The sequence below is a fragment of the Streptomyces sp. RK62 genome (genome assembly GCF_018070255.1).
Lineage (GTDB): Bacteria > Actinomycetota > Actinomycetes > Streptomycetales > Streptomycetaceae > Streptomyces > Streptomyces nigra.
Map to the genome: position 1 here is coordinate 1 of NZ_JAGPYD010000001.1, position 15,675 is coordinate 15,675.

A 15,675-nucleotide genomic window follows, 5' to 3' on the forward strand; every position below is an offset into this window, starting at 1 on the left:
CGGGCCCGCCACCAGCACCGGCGTCCCGTCGCCCACCCCCTCGCGCACCCCCCTGACGGAAGCCGCAGCGCCCACCCCTTCCCCTTTTCCGCGGCTGGCCGCGCCCCGCCCGCTCGCCCAGCGCCGGGTGTGGCCCCGCACCTTCCACGACCGGCTCACCGCCCCGCTGCCCGGCCTGCGCGCCTTCGCCCGCTTCGCCCGCGAGGGCGCGATCCGGCCCGGCCGGGAGGGCCTCGCCGACATCCCGCGGCTGCCCTTCGCACCGGCCCCGCTGCCCCGTGTCGACGCCCGCACGGTCGCCGTCTCCTGGGCCGGGCACGCCAGTTGGGTCGTACGGATCGGCGGGCTCACCGTCCTGACCGACCCCGTCTGGTCGCGCCGCATCCTCGGCACCCCGGCCCGCGTCACCCCCGTAGGCATCCCCTGGGACGCGCTCCCGCGCGTGGACGCGGTCGTCATCAGCCACAACCACTACGACCACCTGGACGCCCCCACCCTGCGCCGGCTCGCGCGCGACACCCCCGTGTTCGTGCCGGCCGGCCTCGGCCCCTGGTTCCGGCGCCGCCGGTTCACCCGGGTCACCGAGCTGGACTGGTGGGAGGCCGCCGAACTGTCCGGCGTCCGCATCGACTTCGTACCGGCGCACCACTGGTCCAAGCGGACCCTGCTCGACACCTGCCGCAGCCTGTGGGGCGGCTGGGTGCTCACCGCACCCGACGGGCGGCGCGTGTACTTCGCGGGCGACACCGGCTACGGCCACTGGTTCCGCCGTATCGGCGAGCGCTACCCCGGCATCGACCTCGCGCTGCTCCCGATCGGCGCCTACGAGCCCCGCTGGTGGCTCAGCGACGTCCACTGCGATCCGGAGGAGGCCGTCCGCGCCGCCGGCGACCTGGGCGCCCGCAGGATGGCGCCGATGCACTGGGGCACGTTCGTGCTGTCGGCCGAGCCCGTCCTGGAACCGCTCACGCGCGTGCGTGCCGCGTGGGAGCGCGCGGGCCGCGACCGGGCCGACCTGTGGGACCTCCCGGTGGGCGGCTCACGGGTGCTGGAGCGGGAGCCCGCCGTACGGGAGCCCCAGGGCTGACGTCAGCCCGCCGACCGCAGCCGCTTCCACACGCTCGGCGCCGCGCTGATCAGCACCGTCAGCGCGACCGCCGCGACGACGCCCTCCCACGGCTCGGGGAACAGCGAACCCCCGAGGATGCCGATGAGCTGGTACGTCACCGCCCAGGCCACACACGCCGGGAGGTTGCCGCGGGCGAACCTCCGGATCGGCCACTCGGCGAGCAGGCACGCCAGCATCACCGGCAGCCGGCCCGCCGGGACCAGCCGGGACAGCACCAGCACCGCCACATCGTGCTCGGCGAGCTTGCGCTGCGACTGCTCCAGGCGGTCCTCCGGGGCGCGCGAGCGGATCGCCTCCAGCCAGCGCGAGCCGTTCTTCGAGCCCATGCCGCGCCGCCCCAGCCAGTACAGCGTCGCGTCGCCGAGGAACGCGGCCGTCGACGCCGTCAGGAACACCAGGGCCAGCGACAGCGGCGACCCCTGGTGGAACGCCACCACCGCGGCCGAACTGACCAGCGCCCCCGTCGGCACGACCGGCACCAGCGCCCCGACCAGCACCAGCAGGAACAGCGAGGGATAGCCGAGCGCCTGCTGCGTGGAGCCGGGTGTCACGGTCGTCGTGACAGCGGCGAGGAACGTCACCGGAACACCTCCGGGCGCACGCTCTCGCCGTGCGCCGGGCGATGCACCGACACTCCGGGCGCGCGCTCCGCCGCGAGCCGCTCGAACTCCGCGCCCGGCGCATGGAACTCATGGGGGCGCACGGCGTCCATCCCGATCGGCCAGTACGTGCCGTAGTGCACCGGCACCGCGCTGCGCGGCCCGAGCAGGGCCAGCGCCTCGGCCGCCCGCCCGGCGTCCAGATGCCCGTCCCCCAGATACGGCCCCCAGCCGCCGACCGGCAGCAGCGCCACGTCGACCGGGCCGGCCTCCTTCGCCATCGTGTCGAACAGCCCGGTGTCCCCGGCGAAGTAGGTGCGGGCGTCGCCCTCGATCACATAGCCGAGGGCGGGTGAGCGATGCGGCCCGACCGGCAGCCGCCGTCCGTCGTGCCGTGCGGACACCGCCCGTACGGCCAGGTCACCGAGGCCCGTCACATCCCCGGGCGCCATCTCGGTGAGCCGCAGATGCCGGAGCCGGCGCAGTCCCGGCACCGACCGGGGCGCACCCCGGGGCACGAGCAGCCGGGTGCCGGGCGCGAGCCGGGCCAGCGACGGCAGATGGAGGTGGTCGGCGTGCAGATGGGAGACCAGGACGACGTCCGCGCGCCAGGCGTCCGGCGGTGGCGGCGCGCCCCGGCGCCGGCGCAGATGCGCGAGCCGGCGTGCGAACAGGGGGTCGGTCAGGACGCGTGTGTTCGCATCCTCGACCGTGCAGGTGGCGTGCCCCCACCACGTGATCTCCACCGGCACCTCTTTGCCTCCTTCGTGCGCCTCCCCGAAGCGTACGGGCTGGAGTAGGGTCGGCGGCGAAATCCGGAGGTGAGGGGGGACGCCCATGGGGCCGACCGCGGTGCGGGTCACGGCGATCGCCAGTCTGACGCCGCTCGAGGAGCTGGACGCCGACCCCTTCCTGGTGGACTCCCGCAGCCAGCACGCCATGTGCGCCCACTGGGCCGCCCAGCACGGATACGTCGTCGCGCGCGAGCTGCTGGTGCGCCGGCTGCGGACCGACCACACCGTCCTGTGGGAGGGCGTGCGCCCCGGCCTCGACCTGTTCGTCGCGCCCAGCCGACGCGTCCTGGAGAGCGCCCTGTCCTCCGTCGAGGAGTTCACCGCCGAGTGCGCCCGGCGCGGCGTCCGGGTGGAGACCGTGGGCGGCGCGGAGCCGTCGTACGACGCCCAGATGAAGGCCCGGGTGCACCGCAGACTCTCCATGCCGACGGCCGGCTACGACGGACGCTGAGCCCGCGCACCCGCGCTGACCTGGGAACCCGCGGGGCGGTACGTCCGTTGTGTCAGGCTGGGGGCCAGGGTGGGCCGGACGTGAGGTGAACAGGACGTGCGTGGTGGGCGCTGGCGGCGGATCGCCCGTCAGATCGGGCGGAGCGTCGCCGTATGGGCGGTCTCCACCGTCACCATGCTCGTGCTCGCCGGCATCCTGCCCGACTTCCAGCTCCAGTCGCCCGACGGCGACAGCGCCACCGACATCGCGGTCACCGCGGCGCTCGGCGCCGGCGCCTTCGGTGTGCTCTCCGCCGTCTTCTGGCCGCTCCTCGTCCGTCTGCTGCTGCTCGTGCCCGCCCTCGTCCTCGGCCTGCTGGTCTTCGTGCTCAACGGCGTCCTGCTGAGCGTCGCCCTGCGCCTGGTGCCCTCCGGCGACAGCGAGGCCGCCCCCGAGACGGCCGTCATCGTCGCCGCCGTCATGTCCGCCGTGGCCTCCGCGACCGGCGCCGCCCTCGCCGTCCGGGACGACGACGCCTACCGGCGGCGCCTGTACCGGCTGGCCGACCGCCGCAGACGCACCCTGCCGCCCGGCCCGTCCAGCCCCGGCACCGTCTTCGTGCAGCTCGACGGCGTCGGCCACGACGTCCTCCTCGCCGCCGTCGACAAGGGCCTGATGCCGACCGTCGCCCGCTGGCTGGGCGGCCCCCGCGCCTCCCACCGGCTCACCCGCTGGCACACCGACTGGTCCAGCCAGACCGGCGCCAGCCAGCTCGGCATCCTGCACGGCAGCAATTTCGACGTCCCCGCGTTCCGCTGGTACGAGAAGGCCGGCCGCGAGGTCATGGTCTGCAACCGCCCCACCAGCGCCGCCGAGCTCCAGCGCCGCGCCGTCGACCGCACCGGCGACCCCGGCCTGCTCGCCGCCGACGGCGCCAGCCGCGGGAACCTCTTCAGCGGAGGCGCGGACGAACAGGCCCTGGTGCTGTCCATCGCGACCCGGCGCCGCAGCCGCGAGAACCGCTCCCGCGCCGGTTACTTCGCCTACTTCTCCGACCCGGCGAACGCCGTGCGCACCGCCCTGTCGTTCGTCGCCGAGGTCGGCCGCGAGATCGGCCAGTCGACCCGCGCCCGCGCCCGCAAGGTCCGCCCCAGGGTGGGCCGCGGTGGCCTCTACCCGCTGATCCGCGCCTTCGCGACCGTCGTCGAGCGGGACGTCGTCGTCGCCGCCGTCATGGGCGACATGCTCGCCGGGCGCACCGCCGTCTACGCCGACCTCGTGGCCTACGACGAGGTGGCGCACCACTCCGGACCGCACAGCGGCGACGCCGAGAAGGTCCTGGCCCGCCTCGACCGGTCCCTCGCCCTCATCGAGAACGTCGCCGAGCACGCCCCGCGGCCGTACCGGATCGTCGTGCTGTCCGACCACGGCCAGAGCCCCGGCGAGACGTTCCGCTCCCGCTACGGCCTCGGCCTCGGCGACCTGGCGCGGGCGGGCTGCGGGCTGCCCGTGCCGCGCCGCGCCCGGCGCACCCACAGCGGCGCCGAGGCCCGCGCCGCGGTGCGCGCCGCGCTGCGCCGGCCCGTCGAGGAGGGCGCCGGGCAGCACCGCCCGCCGCGCCGCTCCGAGCCGATCGTGCTGGCCTCCGGCAACCTCGGCCTGGTCTCCTTCCCGGACGTGCCGCACCGTATGACCAAGGAGGAGATCGACGCCCGCCACCCGGCCCTGCTGACCACCCTGGCCAACCATCCGGGCGTCGGCTTCCTCCTGGTCCGCAGCGAGCGGCACGGCGGGGTCGTGCTCGGCGCGTACGGCGCGCAGATCCCGCTGGACCGGCTGGACGAGGACCCCGGTCCGCTGGAGGTGTTCGGGCCGCACGCCGCCGGCGCCGTCCGCCGTACGCACTCCTTCCCGAACACCGCCGACATCATGGTCAACTCCGCGTACGACCCGGCCGACGGCGAGGTTCTCGCCTTCGAGGAGCAGATCGGCTCGCACGGCGGGCTCGGCGGCGCGCAGAGTGAGCCGTTCCTGCTGTCCCCGCTGGCCTTCTCCCCGGCGGCCGGCGACGGGGAGGAGCTGGTCGGCGCCGAGGAGGTCCACCGCGTACTGCGGCGCTGGCTGCGGGAGTCGGACGGCCCCCAGGTGCCGCTCACGACCGCGCCGGAGGAGCGGGCCGCCTGAAAAACCGGCTGCGTACGAGGGCGCCGGGCCACACACTGTTCGGGTCGCCTCCCTCGAACATCCCCAAGGAGCCTCTGCCTTGCAGGCAGCCGTCACCGTCACGCCCTCCCGTATCCCGGACCTCCTCCTCGGCCTCGCCACCGTGCGGCCCGTCTTCCTCTGGGGCGCCCCCGGCATCGGAAAGTCGTCCCTGGTCAGGGAGTTCGCCGAGTCCCTCGGACTGGAGTGCGTGAGTCTGCTGGGCACCCAGCTCGCCCCCGAGGACCTGATCGGCGTGCCGCAGATCCGGGACGGGCGCTCGGTGTTCTGCCCGCCCGAGGCGATCGCCCGCGACGAGCCGTACTGCCTGTTCCTGGACGAGCTGAACGCGGCCACCCCCGATGTGCAGAAGGCGTTCTACTCGCTGATCCTGGACCGCCGCATCGGCGACTACGAGCTGCCCGCGGGCTCCATCGTCATCGGCGCCGGGAACCGCGCCACGGACAACGCGCTCGCCCGGCCCATCGCCTCCGCCCTGGTCAACCGCCTCACCCACGTCCATCTGGAGGCGTCCGCGAAGGACTGGCTGGCCTGGGCCGCGGGCAACGGCATCCACCCGTGGATCCTCGACCACCTCACCGACCGCCCCGACCACCTGTGGTCCAAGCCGCCGAAGACGGAGGAGCCGTTCTCCACGCCGCGCTCCTGGCACATGCTCTCCGACGCGCTGCACTCCTTCGGCCAGGACCTCGACGAGGAGACCCTGAAGGTCCTGGCGCACGGCACCCTGACCCCGACGCACGCCACCGCGTTCTGCGGCTACGTCAAGATCGTGCGCAGCCGCCACGGCATCGAGGCCATCATCAAGGGCGACGCCCGCTGGCCGCACCGTATGCAGGACCGCGATCTGCTCTACTACCTCGCCGACTCCTTCCGCGGCCGGCTGATCAAGGAACTGCCGGCCGGCAAGGACCACATGTCGGCCGCCGGCCGCCAGACCGCGTACCGCGCCAAGGCGCTCCTGGTGCAGCTCGCGGAGATCTCCGTCGAGGTCGCCCAGACCGTCATCGCCTCCGACGCCGACGGCAACCCCGTCCTGCCGTCCTGGTTCCTCGTCGAGGCGGCCCGGGACATGCCCCGGCTGGTGGATGCGCGCCGGTGAGCCGCCCCCAGGACCGGCAGAAGGCGAAGGCCAAGAAGAAACGGGACCTCGCGGCGGAGGCGTTCACCGAGGGCCTGCGCCTGGTGCGGGCCAACCCGGCGCTCGCCGCCGTCGAGTTCGCCGTCTGCCGCCTGGAGAACTGCGACCTGGCACCCCGCGACGGCCTCGTCCGGATCGACTCCGACGGCGCTCTGCACGCCCACCCCGACCGGCTCGCCGAACCCGCCGCCTGGGCCTGGGCGATCGCGCACGCCGTCCTGCACCTCGGCTTCGGGCACGTCCCGTCCAGGAAGGGCAGGCCCGTGCAGCCGGACCGCGCCGACCTGGCCGCCCGCTGCGCCGTCGTCAACCGGTTCCTGCTCAGCTTCCCCGTCGGCACCGCCCCCGACGAGCTGCCGGCGGCCTACCCCGACGGCGACGAGGAGCAGCTGGCCGCCCGCTGGCGCCGCGACGGCGTCCCGCCCGCCTACGAGCGCTGCGGCACGGCCGGCCCCGAACCCGACCTGCTGCTGCTGGAGTGGACCGGCTGGTTCGGCTCACCCCCGGACCACCAGCTCGCCTTCGCCACCGCCCTGACCCGGACCGTCGCCACCGCGATGGACGTGGCGGGCGGCCGCCGCGACTCCATGGACGGCGAACCGGCCGTCAAGCGGCCCTGGCAGAGCGCCCTGGAGTGGTTCATCAGCTCCTATCCGCTGCTCGGCGGCCTCGCGGCCGGCATCAAGCTGGTCGCCGACGCCGAACTCGCCCGCGCGCACGGCATCTCCGTCGCCGCCGTCAACGCCGAGGCCGGCGAGATCTACGTCAACCCGCTGCGGACGTTCGAGGACGAGGAGTGGCGGTTCATCCTCGCCCACGAGATGCTGCACGCCGCCCTGCGCCACGGCGACCGCTGCGGCCCCCGCGACCCCTACCTGTTCAACGTCGCCTGCGACTACGTCGTCAACGGCTGGCTGCGGGACATGCGGGTCGGGCGGATGCCCGAAGGGCTGCTGTACGACGCCCGGTTCGCCGGCCGGTCCGCCGAGGAGGTGTACGACCGGATCGCCGGCGACCCGCGCCGGATGCGCCGGATGGCCACCCTGCGCGGCAAGGGCGCCGGCGATGTGCTCGGCGCCCCGCTCGGCCCGCCCGGCGCGTACTGCGACCTCGACGAGTTCTACCGGCGCGGCCTCGCGCAGGGCCTCGACCTGCACCAGCGCCAGGAACGCGGCTTCCTCCCCGGCGACCTGGTCCAGGAGATCCGCGCGCTCAGCCATCCGCCGCTGCCCTGGGACGCGCGGCTCGCCCGCTGGTTCGACGAGTTCGTGCCCCGCCCCGAGCCGCTGCGCAGCTACGCCCGCCCCGCGCGCCGGCAGGCGTCCACCCCGGACATCCCACGCGCCGGACGCTGGTTCCCGCCCGAGGAGGTCGCCCGCTGCACGTTCGGTGTCGTCCTGGACACCTCGGGTTCCATGAGCGCGGGCCTGCTCGGCAAGGCGCTGGGCGCGATCGCCTCGTACGCCGAGGCCCGGGACGTCCCGGCGGCGCGGGTCGTCTTCTGCGACGCCGGGCCGTACGACGCCGGGTATCTGGCGGTGACCGAGATCGCGGGCCGGGTCCGGGTGCGCGGCCGGGGCGGCACGGTCCTGCAGCCCGGGATCGATCTGCTGCAGCGCGCGGACGACTTCCCGCCCGGCGCGCCCGTGCTCGTCATCACCGACGCCGACTGCGATGTGCTGCGGGTGCGGCGCGAGCACGCGTACTTGATCCCGCCGGGGCGGCGGCTGCCGTTCACCCCCCGTGGACCGGTCTTCCGGGTGAGTTGAGCCGGAGTGTGATCGGATGGGGGCCACGGGCCCCGGAAGAACGCGGGCCCAAACGCGAAAGGAAGAACCGTGGCTACCACGCGCTCCGCACACACCGTCTGGGAAGGCAGCCTGACCGAGGGCAGCGGTGTCGTCGACTTCGACTCGTCCGGTGCCATCGCGGCGCAGCCGGTGACGTGGGCCTCCCGCTCCCAGGACGCGAACGGCAAGACCAGCCCCGAGGAGCTGATCGCCGCCGCGCACTCCAGCTGCTTCTCGATGGCGCTCTCGCACGCCCTGAACGGTGCCGGGACCCCGCCCACCAAGCTCGTCACCTCGGCGGACGTCAGCTTCCAGCCGGGCGAGGGCATCACCGGCATCCACCTCACCGTCGAGGGCACCGTGCCGGGCATCGACAACGACGCCTTCGTCGCGGCCGCCGAGGACGCCAAGGCCAACTGCCCGGTGAGCCAGGCGCTGACCGGCACCACGATCACGCTGTCGGCGAAGCTGGCCTGACACCGCGCTGAGCGCCCGCTCAGTGCCGTGCGGCGCTCTTCCGCCCGGGCCCCGTCCCATTGACAAGGACCCGCTCGCGTCTTGTGCTGGAGTTCAGGGGGCTCCCGGGCGGAAGGGGACAGCGATGGCACGCGCGGTCGGGATCGATCTCGGGACCACGAACTCGGTGGTCGCCGTCCTGGAGGGCGGCGAACCCACGGTCGTCGCCAACGCCGAGGGGGCCAGGACCACCCCCTCGGTCGTGGCCTTCGCCAAGAACGGCGAGGTGCTCGTCGGCGAGGTCGCCAAACGGCAGGCGGTGACCAACGTCGACCGCACCGCCCGCTCCGTGAAGCGCCACATGGGCGACACGTCCTGGCGCTTCCCCGAGAAGGGCGACATCGACGGCACCCGGTACCGGGCGCAGGAGCTGTCCGCCCGCGTCCTGCAGAAACTGAAGCGGGACGCCGAGTCCTACCTCGGCGAGGACGTCACCGACGCGGTGATCACCGTGCCCGCCTACTTCGACGACTCCCAGCGCCAGGCCACCAAGGAGGCCGGGGAGATCGCCGGCCTGAAGGTCCTCCGGATCATCAACGAGCCGACGGCCGCCGCCCTCGCCTACGGCCTCGACCGGGGCGAGGAGCAGACCGTCCTGGTCTTCGACCTCGGCGGCGGCACCTTCGACGTGTCGCTGCTGGAGATCGGCGACGGCGTCATCGAGGTCAAGGCCACCAACGGCGACACCCATCTCGGCGGCGACGACTGGGACCAGCGGATCGTCGAGTACCTGGTGAAGAAGTTCAAGGCCGAGAACGGCATCGACCTCGGCACCGACAAGATGGCCCTGCAGCGGCTGCGCGAGGGCGCCGAGAAGGCCAAGATCGAACTGTCCAGCTCCACCGAGACGACGATCAACCTTCCGTATGTCACCGCCTCCGCCGCCGGCCCCCTGCACCTCGACGAGAAGCTGACCCGCGCCCAGTTCCAGGAGCTCACCGCGGACCTCCTCGACCGCTGCAAGGCCCCCTTCCACCAGGCGGTCAAGGACGCCGGCATCAAGCTGTCCGCCGTCGACCACGTCATCCTCGTCGGCGGCTCCACCCGGATGCCGGCCGTCACCGACCTGGTCAAGGAACTCACCGGCAAGGAGCCGCACAAGGGCGTCAACCCCGACGAGGTCGTGGCCCTCGGCGCCGCCCTCCAGGCCGGCGTCATCCGCGGCGACGTCAAGGACGTCCTGCTGCTCGACGTCACCCCGCTGTCCCTGGGCATCGAGACCAAGGGCGGCATCATGACGAAGCTCATCGAACGCAACACGACGATCCCGACCCGGCGTTCGGAGATCTTCACCACCGCCGCCGACAACCAGCCCTCCGTCGGCATCCAGGTCTACCAGGGCGAACGCGAGATCGCCGCCTACAACAAGAAGCTCGGCGTCTTCGACCTCACCGGGCTGCCCCCGGCCCCGCGCGGAGTGCCGCAGATCGAGGTCGCCTTCGACATCGACGCCAACGGGATCATGCACGTCTCCGCGAAGGACCTGGCGACCGGCCGCGAGCAGAAGATGACCGTGACCGGCGGCTCGGCCCTGCCCAAGGACGACATCGACCGCATGATGCGGGAGGCCGAGCAGTACGCCGAGGAGGACCGCAAACGCCGGGAGGCCGCGGAGACCCGCAACCAGGCCGAGCAACTCGTCTACCAGACCGAGAAGTTCCTCCGCGACAACCAGGACCGCATCCCCGCCGAGATCCGCGCCGAGGTCGAACCGGCGGTCACCGAGCTCAAGGAGCTGCTGGAGCGCGACGCCGACACGAACGACCTGCGCACCGGCGTCGAGAAACTCGCCACCGTCAGCCAGAAGATGGGCCAGGCCATGTACGCCCAGACCGCGCAGACCCCCACCGACGGCGGCGGCCCGGGACCGGGCACGGAACAGAACCCGCCGCAGGACGACGACGTGGTGGACGCCGAGATCGTCGACGACGACAAGGACGCCAAGGACACGCCCTAAAGGTGACTGGGCGCGGTCGGCAGGGTGGCGCAGACCGCGTCCAGGACGGACGCGTACGGCGTGCCGGCCTCGGTGAGGCGCGCCCGCAGCCGCTCCAGACAGTCCCGGTGCTCCCGCAGCAGGTCGTCGGTGCCGGTGCGGGACGAGAACTCCAGGACGGCGGGCAGGAAGTCGGGCAGCTCCTCGCCGGTGAACTCCAGACCGTTGGCGTGGTACAGCTCCTTCAGCCGCTCCAGCGAGATCCCTCGCCGCCGGGCGTCCCCCTCGCGCCACCACGTCAGATACAGGCTGTGCCCGTGCGCCAGGTCGAACACCTCGACGTAGTGCGCGGCCAGTTCGCGGGGCGGGGTCACCGCCGCATGGTCGGTGAAGGCGCGCAACTGCGGGGCGGCCTCACGCAACAGGGGCAGCCGTGCCCGGAAGTCGTCGTCCGGGTAGGTCAGGCAGAGCGCGGCCGCCTGGTACAGCACCTCGTAGGAGGACATCACTTCTCCTCGGCCTCGGGTGTGCGGGTCGTACGAAGGACGGCGGAGGGCTCCGCCGTCGCGGGTACCACGGTCCGTTCCTCGTCCGGGGCGGTCGCCAGCAGCCGGTACAGCTCCTCCAGCGCGTAGGCGCCCAGGCCCACGGCGGCGGGCACCGACGGGTCGGGTTCCTCCCCGAGGTCGACCGCGCGCATATGGGACCGCATGGCGGCGAGCCGCTCCAGCGCCGACCGGACGGAACCGACGTCACCCGCCGTGAACACGTCCGCCAGCCGCTCCAGCGGGATGCGCAGCGTGTCGACGGCACCGAACAGGACGTCGCCGTCGTGACGTTGCTCCGCGAGCGCCTGCACGAGGGGCGACAGCGGCGGGACGTACCAGACCATCGGCAGCGTCCGGTACTCCGGGTGCGGCGGCAGCGCCACCCGGTACGTGCTGATCAGCGCGCGTACGGGGGAGCGGCGGGCCGCGTCCAGCCAGTCATCCGCCATCCCCGCCCGCTCACAGGCCAGCCGCACCCGGGCGTCCTCGGGATCGAGGAAGACGCCCAACTGCGCCTCGTACAGGTCCTGTTCCCGGGCGGCCGACGCGGCGGCCCGCACCTTGTCGGCGTCGTACAGCATCACCCCGCGGTAGGGCGTCCCGCCCGCGCATGTCTCAGGTGTCTCACTCCGGGGGTACGGGCATCCGGCCAGGCAGGGCGGCGCCGACCCACAGGACGGGTTGAGGCACTGCGCGCAGGACGGCAGGAGAGGCAGGCGGAAGGCCTGCTCGAACGAGAGGCGGGCGGTGGCCGCCGGGGCGTATCCGCCGTACGACCGCGGCTCGTCCGGGGCCCGGACGGACGGGAGCTCCCTCGGGCGGGCGAGCATGTCGCTGAGTCTGCGCAGCCGTCCGCCGTCCCTCGGCCGTAGCCGGCCGCGCCAGGCCAGCTCCCAGCCGCCGCGTGGCCCGGTCGCCGCCGCCGGGGAGGCGTCCGAGCAGGCGGGGCAGCCGACGCAGGTGTCGAGGTTGATCACCGTCGCGATCCGGGCCATGGGGCGCATCGCTAGTCCACCTCCCCGCCGTGGCGGCGGACCACGGTCACCTCGTCACCGGGTCCACCCGTGAACAGCCCGCCGTGGTGGCCGAGGAGACGGGTCGGCTTGAGGATCCCGGGGGTCTCGGCGGGGGTGGCCTCGGGTTCGCGGCGCGTGTACATGGTTCCGGCCGGCATTCGGTCGGAGACGACCGCCCGCGCGACGAGCACGCCGTCGCCGGAGACGGCCTCCACCCGGTCGCCCTCGGCGACGCCGATCGCCCCGGCGTCCTCGGGGGACAGCCACAGATACCGGCCGCCGCTCGCGAGGGCCGGCAGGAACAGGGCGTCCGGGTACGCGCAGTGGACGGACCACTGCTCGTGCGGGGTGAGCCGCCGGACCGTCACATGCGGCTGTCCGGAGGGCCCGAGCAGCGCCCGTACGTCCGAAGGCGGCCGGTACACCGGCAGGGACTCGCCGAGTTCGTGCGCCCAGTCGTGGTCCAGGAAGAAGTACCGGCGTCCGGTGCGGGGCCGCGTGTCGTCCGGGGCCGGTGTGCCGAGCGCCGCGAAGTCGGTGCCGAGCGCCGGGTAGTTGCGCTCGACGACGGTCAGGTGGGGCAGGCTCCGCCCCGGCACCGGGGTGCAGTCGCCGTGCCGCCAGTCCAGGACGGCCCCCGGGGGTGCGGTGTCGCCGGAGGAGCCGTGCCGGAGCGGCGTCGCCACCAGGTCCTTGCGGACGCCGAGGTGCCGGGCGGCCAGGGCGCCGATCCGCTCGGCCAGCGCCGCGAACGTCTCGAACTCGGTGCGGGCCGGGCCCGGTTCCCCGTCCGCGGTGGCGGTCGGCAGGACGACATCGGCGAGGCGGGCGGCCGCCGAGTCCGTGCCGTCCAGGGACACCAGCAGGTCGAGCCGGCCCTCCGGGGTGGGCTCGCGCCAGGTCACGTCGCGCGGCCGTACACCCTCGGGCGCCTGCGCCGGGGAGGCGGTGCCGACCAGGCACCGCAGGCCGTGTTCGTCGAGCGCGTCACCGCCACCCAGCGTCAGCACCCGGGGCCAGTTCTCCGGCGCGTCCGGGTCCTCGCAGGCCACGCCCAGGTCACCGGCGCGCAGATCGGCGACCACTCGGGCCACCGGATCGCCGAAGGTGTCGCCCAGGTCCAAGGGGTTGCGGTCGAAGGCCGGATACACGGCCGTCCAGCCCGTACGCGCCGCCAGCGCGAGGCAGTCCGCCCCCGTCAGGCCCGCGAGGCGCCCTCGGCCGAGCGGGGAGGCGAGGACGTCGGCTGTGGAGCGCTCGGACCGCCGGCGGCCGGTGTGCAGGTACCAGTACACCGCCGGGTCCATCCGGCGTGCGATGTCATCCGGGGCACCGGGGAGGTCCTGGTCGTCGGGGTCGGGGCAGCCGGTCAGCCGGAGCAGCGCGAGGACCGCGCGACGCAGAGTGTCCCCGTGGAGGTGACGGCCGATGTCGGCGCCCATGACGATCGCGCAACGCCCCTTCGACCGTTCCGCCGTCCGTGCGAACTCGCGGGCGATCCGTATGCACACGGCGGCCGGGACGGAGGTGTGTGCCTCCTGCCAGGCGGGTGTGCCCGGGGTGTCGGCGTCGGCGTAGGAGGCGGGCCAGTGGCCCGGGAGTCCCGGCCGGTCCACCCCGTACCGGGCCAGCAGCAGGTCGAACACGGTCGTCACCAGCGTCCCGCCCGCACCGCCGAGCCGGGTCGCCGGGACACCCCGGCGTACGGCACCCGGGCGGCCGTCGGCGCCGAAGTCGGGGAGGAGGACCTCGACCCCGGCCGACACCTCACGGCCGTACAGGCTCAACACCGGGCGTATGCGCCCGGGTTCGGGGACGGCCGCGCGGCCGGTGTCCTCGTCCAGCACGACCGCGCGGCACGCGGCGTTCTCGCCCCGGCGCCCCAGGTCGGCCGCGCGCAGGAACGTGACCGGCGCGTACGTGCCGTCGCCGCGCTCCTCCAGGGTGACCAGGAAGGGGAGGTCCGTGGCCCGGCGCGCGTGCTCGGTGAAGAACGGTGTCTCCCGGTCGACGAGGAACTCGCGGAGGATCACATGCCCCATCGCCAGGGCCAGCGCCCCGTCCGTGCCGGGGTGCGGATGCAGCACCTCGTCGGCCAGCCGGGTGCCGTCCGCGGGGGCCGGGCTGACGGCGACAACCTTCTGGCCCCGGTAGCGGGCCCGCGCCAGCCGGAGCGCGTCCGGGGCGCGGGTCACGGGGACGTCCCCACCCCACAGCAGCAGATACGCCGCGTCCGCCCAGTCGTCCCCCGGGGTGGACTCCGGGGACTCGAGCACCGGGGCGCCGAGCAGGGCGTGGAAGCGGGCGCCCGGCGCGCCGGGCGGGGACAGACAGGCGATCCGGTCGGGGCCGTACGCCCCGAGGGTGTGGACGTACGCCGCCGCGACCAGTTCGACGGCCTCGTCCTCCCGCACCCGCACCAGCCCGCCCGAGCCGCGCGTCCGCCGGTAGCGGCGGCGGAGCTCCGGGTCGCCCTGGATCTCCGCCCAGGCCTGCACCGGATCGCCGAGCCGCCGCCTGGCCTCCCGGTACCTCTCCAGGAGCGCCGCGCGCACCCGCGGGTGCCGGAGCCGGTCCGCCGTCGGCGGTGCCGGGCCCGGCGCCTCGGGCGGCGCGGGCGATATCCGGGTGTCGGTCACAGGCGCTCCCTTGCTTGCCCTGGTGTACGAACCTAGGGCGGGGCGGGGGAGCGCACCTGTTCACGGCGCCCGTACGGGTCAGGGCTTGCGGGCGACCCCCGCGTACACCGGCACGATGCCCTCGGCCTGCGCGGCCACGTCCTGCGGCTCGGGACGCCAGCCGTGGACGGGGATGACACCGGGGCCGAGCAGCTCCAGACCGTCGAAGAAGCGGAGGAACGCGGGGAGGGGGCGCGGATGGAAGGGCTGGCCGCCGCGCCGGAAGTTCTCCGCAGCCTGCTCCACGGCCGCCGGGCTGAGGTCCGCGGTGACCTGCGACAGGATCAGATGGCTGCCGGGGGCGAGCGCGGCCACGTACCGTTTCAGCAGCCCGTACACGTCGTCGCCCGCCGGGTCGTCGTCCAGATAGTGCGTGAGCGCGACCAGCGACAGCGCGACCGGCGCCGTGAGGTCCAGGGTCTCGGCCGCTCGGGACAGCAGGGTGTCGACGTCCCGGACGTCCGCGTGGACGTAGGCGGTGGTGCCCTGCGGCGAGCCGTGCAGCAGTGCCTCGGCGTGCCGCAGCACGATCGGGTCGTTGTCCGCGTACACCACCCGGGACTCGGGGGCGACGCCCTGCGCGACCTGGTGCAGGTTCGGTTCGGTGGGTATGCCGGTGCCGATGTCCAGGAACTGCCGCGCCCCGGCCTCGGCGACCGTGCGCACGGCCCGGTGCATGAAGCGGCGGTTGGCGCGGGCGCCCCGGACGACCGTGCCGTCCACGGCGAGGATGCGGCGGGCCAGCTCCTCGTCGACGGGGTAGTTGTCCTTGCCGCCCAGCCACCAGTCGTAGACGCGGGCCGGATGCGGCCGGCTGGTGTCGACCCGGGTGGGCGCGGACTCGGTACCGGACATGCGGTGCACTCCTCGGACGC

13 protein-coding genes are annotated in these 15,675 nt (G+C 74.1%); 7 read left to right on the forward strand and 6 right to left on the reverse strand.

Translation table 11 applies throughout. The features are described from left to right. Positions 1-52: 52 nt before the first annotated feature. Positions 53-1,087: an MBL fold metallo-hydrolase gene (locus KBY32_RS00005; RefSeq protein WP_210978848.1), complete on the forward strand. Its 1,035-nt coding sequence runs from the start codon at positions 53-55 to the stop codon at positions 1,085-1,087. A 2-nt stretch (positions 1,088-1,089) separates the two neighbouring features. Here the strand turns inward: KBY32_RS00005 and KBY32_RS00010 are convergent, their stop codons facing one another. Both KBY32_RS00010 and KBY32_RS00015 read right to left on the reverse strand, forming a co-directional pair. Further along, positions 1,090-1,710: a DedA family protein gene (locus KBY32_RS00010; protein WP_210978326.1), complete on the reverse strand. Its 621-nt coding sequence runs from the start codon at positions 1,708-1,710 to the stop codon at positions 1,090-1,092. Continuing rightward, positions 1,707-2,480 carry an MBL fold metallo-hydrolase gene (locus KBY32_RS00015; protein ID WP_210978327.1) on the reverse strand — a complete coding sequence of 258 codons (774 nt, stop codon included), beginning with the start codon at positions 2,478-2,480 and terminating at the stop codon, positions 1,707-1,709. Before KBY32_RS00015 ends, KBY32_RS00010 begins: the two co-directional genes overlap by 4 nt. Before the next feature lie 85 nt (positions 2,481-2,565). Between KBY32_RS00015 and KBY32_RS00020 the strand changes: the two genes are divergently transcribed. The 6 genes from KBY32_RS00020 to dnaK all read left to right on the forward strand — a co-directional run bounded on the left by KBY32_RS00020 (position 2,566) and on the right by dnaK (position 10,579). After that, positions 2,566-2,973, forward strand: coding sequence for a hypothetical protein (locus KBY32_RS00020; RefSeq protein ID WP_055619325.1), 408 nt, complete (start codon positions 2,566-2,568; stop codon positions 2,971-2,973). Positions 2,974-3,069: 96 nt separating this feature from the next. Beyond that, on the forward strand, positions 3,070-5,136 hold the full coding sequence (locus KBY32_RS00025) for a phage holin family protein (RefSeq protein ID WP_210978328.1): 2,067 nt from the start codon (positions 3,070-3,072) through the stop codon (positions 5,134-5,136). 79 nt (positions 5,137-5,215) lie between these two features. After that, positions 5,216-6,277 carry an ATP-binding protein gene (locus KBY32_RS00030; protein WP_210978329.1) on the forward strand — a complete coding sequence of 354 codons (1,062 nt, stop codon included), beginning with the start codon at positions 5,216-5,218 and terminating at the stop codon, positions 6,275-6,277. Beyond that, complete coding sequence (locus KBY32_RS00035) at positions 6,274-8,085, forward strand: hypothetical protein (protein WP_210978330.1); 1,812 nt, start codon at positions 6,274-6,276, stop codon at positions 8,083-8,085. Before KBY32_RS00030 ends, KBY32_RS00035 begins: the two co-directional genes overlap by 4 nt. A gap of 69 nt (positions 8,086-8,154) precedes the next feature. Next, positions 8,155-8,583, forward strand: coding sequence for an OsmC family protein (locus KBY32_RS00040; protein WP_210978331.1), 429 nt, complete (start codon positions 8,155-8,157; stop codon positions 8,581-8,583). Positions 8,584-8,707: 124 nt separating this feature from the next. Beyond that, positions 8,708-10,579 (forward strand): molecular chaperone DnaK, encoded by a 1,872-nt coding sequence (gene dnaK / locus KBY32_RS00045; protein WP_210978332.1) that lies wholly within the window; start codon positions 8,708-8,710, stop codon positions 10,577-10,579. Here dnaK and narJ read toward each other — a convergent pair. The 4 genes from narJ to KBY32_RS00065 form a co-directional block, all read right to left on the reverse strand. Next, the gene (narJ, locus tag KBY32_RS00050) at positions 10,576-11,064 is read right to left on the reverse strand and encodes a nitrate reductase molybdenum cofactor assembly chaperone (RefSeq protein WP_055619319.1); all 489 of its coding nucleotides are present in this window, start codon (positions 11,062-11,064) and stop codon (positions 10,576-10,578) included. The genes dnaK and narJ overlap by 4 nt on opposite strands. After that, a complete protein-coding gene (locus tag KBY32_RS00055; RefSeq protein WP_210978333.1) occupies positions 11,064-12,110 on the reverse strand; it encodes a hypothetical protein in 1,047 nt (348 codons plus the stop codon). Before KBY32_RS00055 ends, narJ begins: the two co-directional genes overlap by 1 nt. Positions 12,111-12,112: 2 nt before the next feature. Continuing rightward, positions 12,113-14,746: a molybdopterin-dependent oxidoreductase gene (locus tag KBY32_RS00060; protein ID WP_374224897.1), complete on the reverse strand. Its 2,634-nt coding sequence runs from the start codon at positions 14,744-14,746 to the stop codon at positions 12,113-12,115. Between the two features lie 93 nt (positions 14,747-14,839). Then, positions 14,840-15,655, reverse strand: a complete 816-nt coding sequence (locus tag KBY32_RS00065) for an SAM-dependent methyltransferase (RefSeq protein WP_210978335.1) — start codon at positions 15,653-15,655, stop codon at positions 14,840-14,842. Between the last annotated feature and the right edge of the window lie 20 nt (positions 15,656-15,675).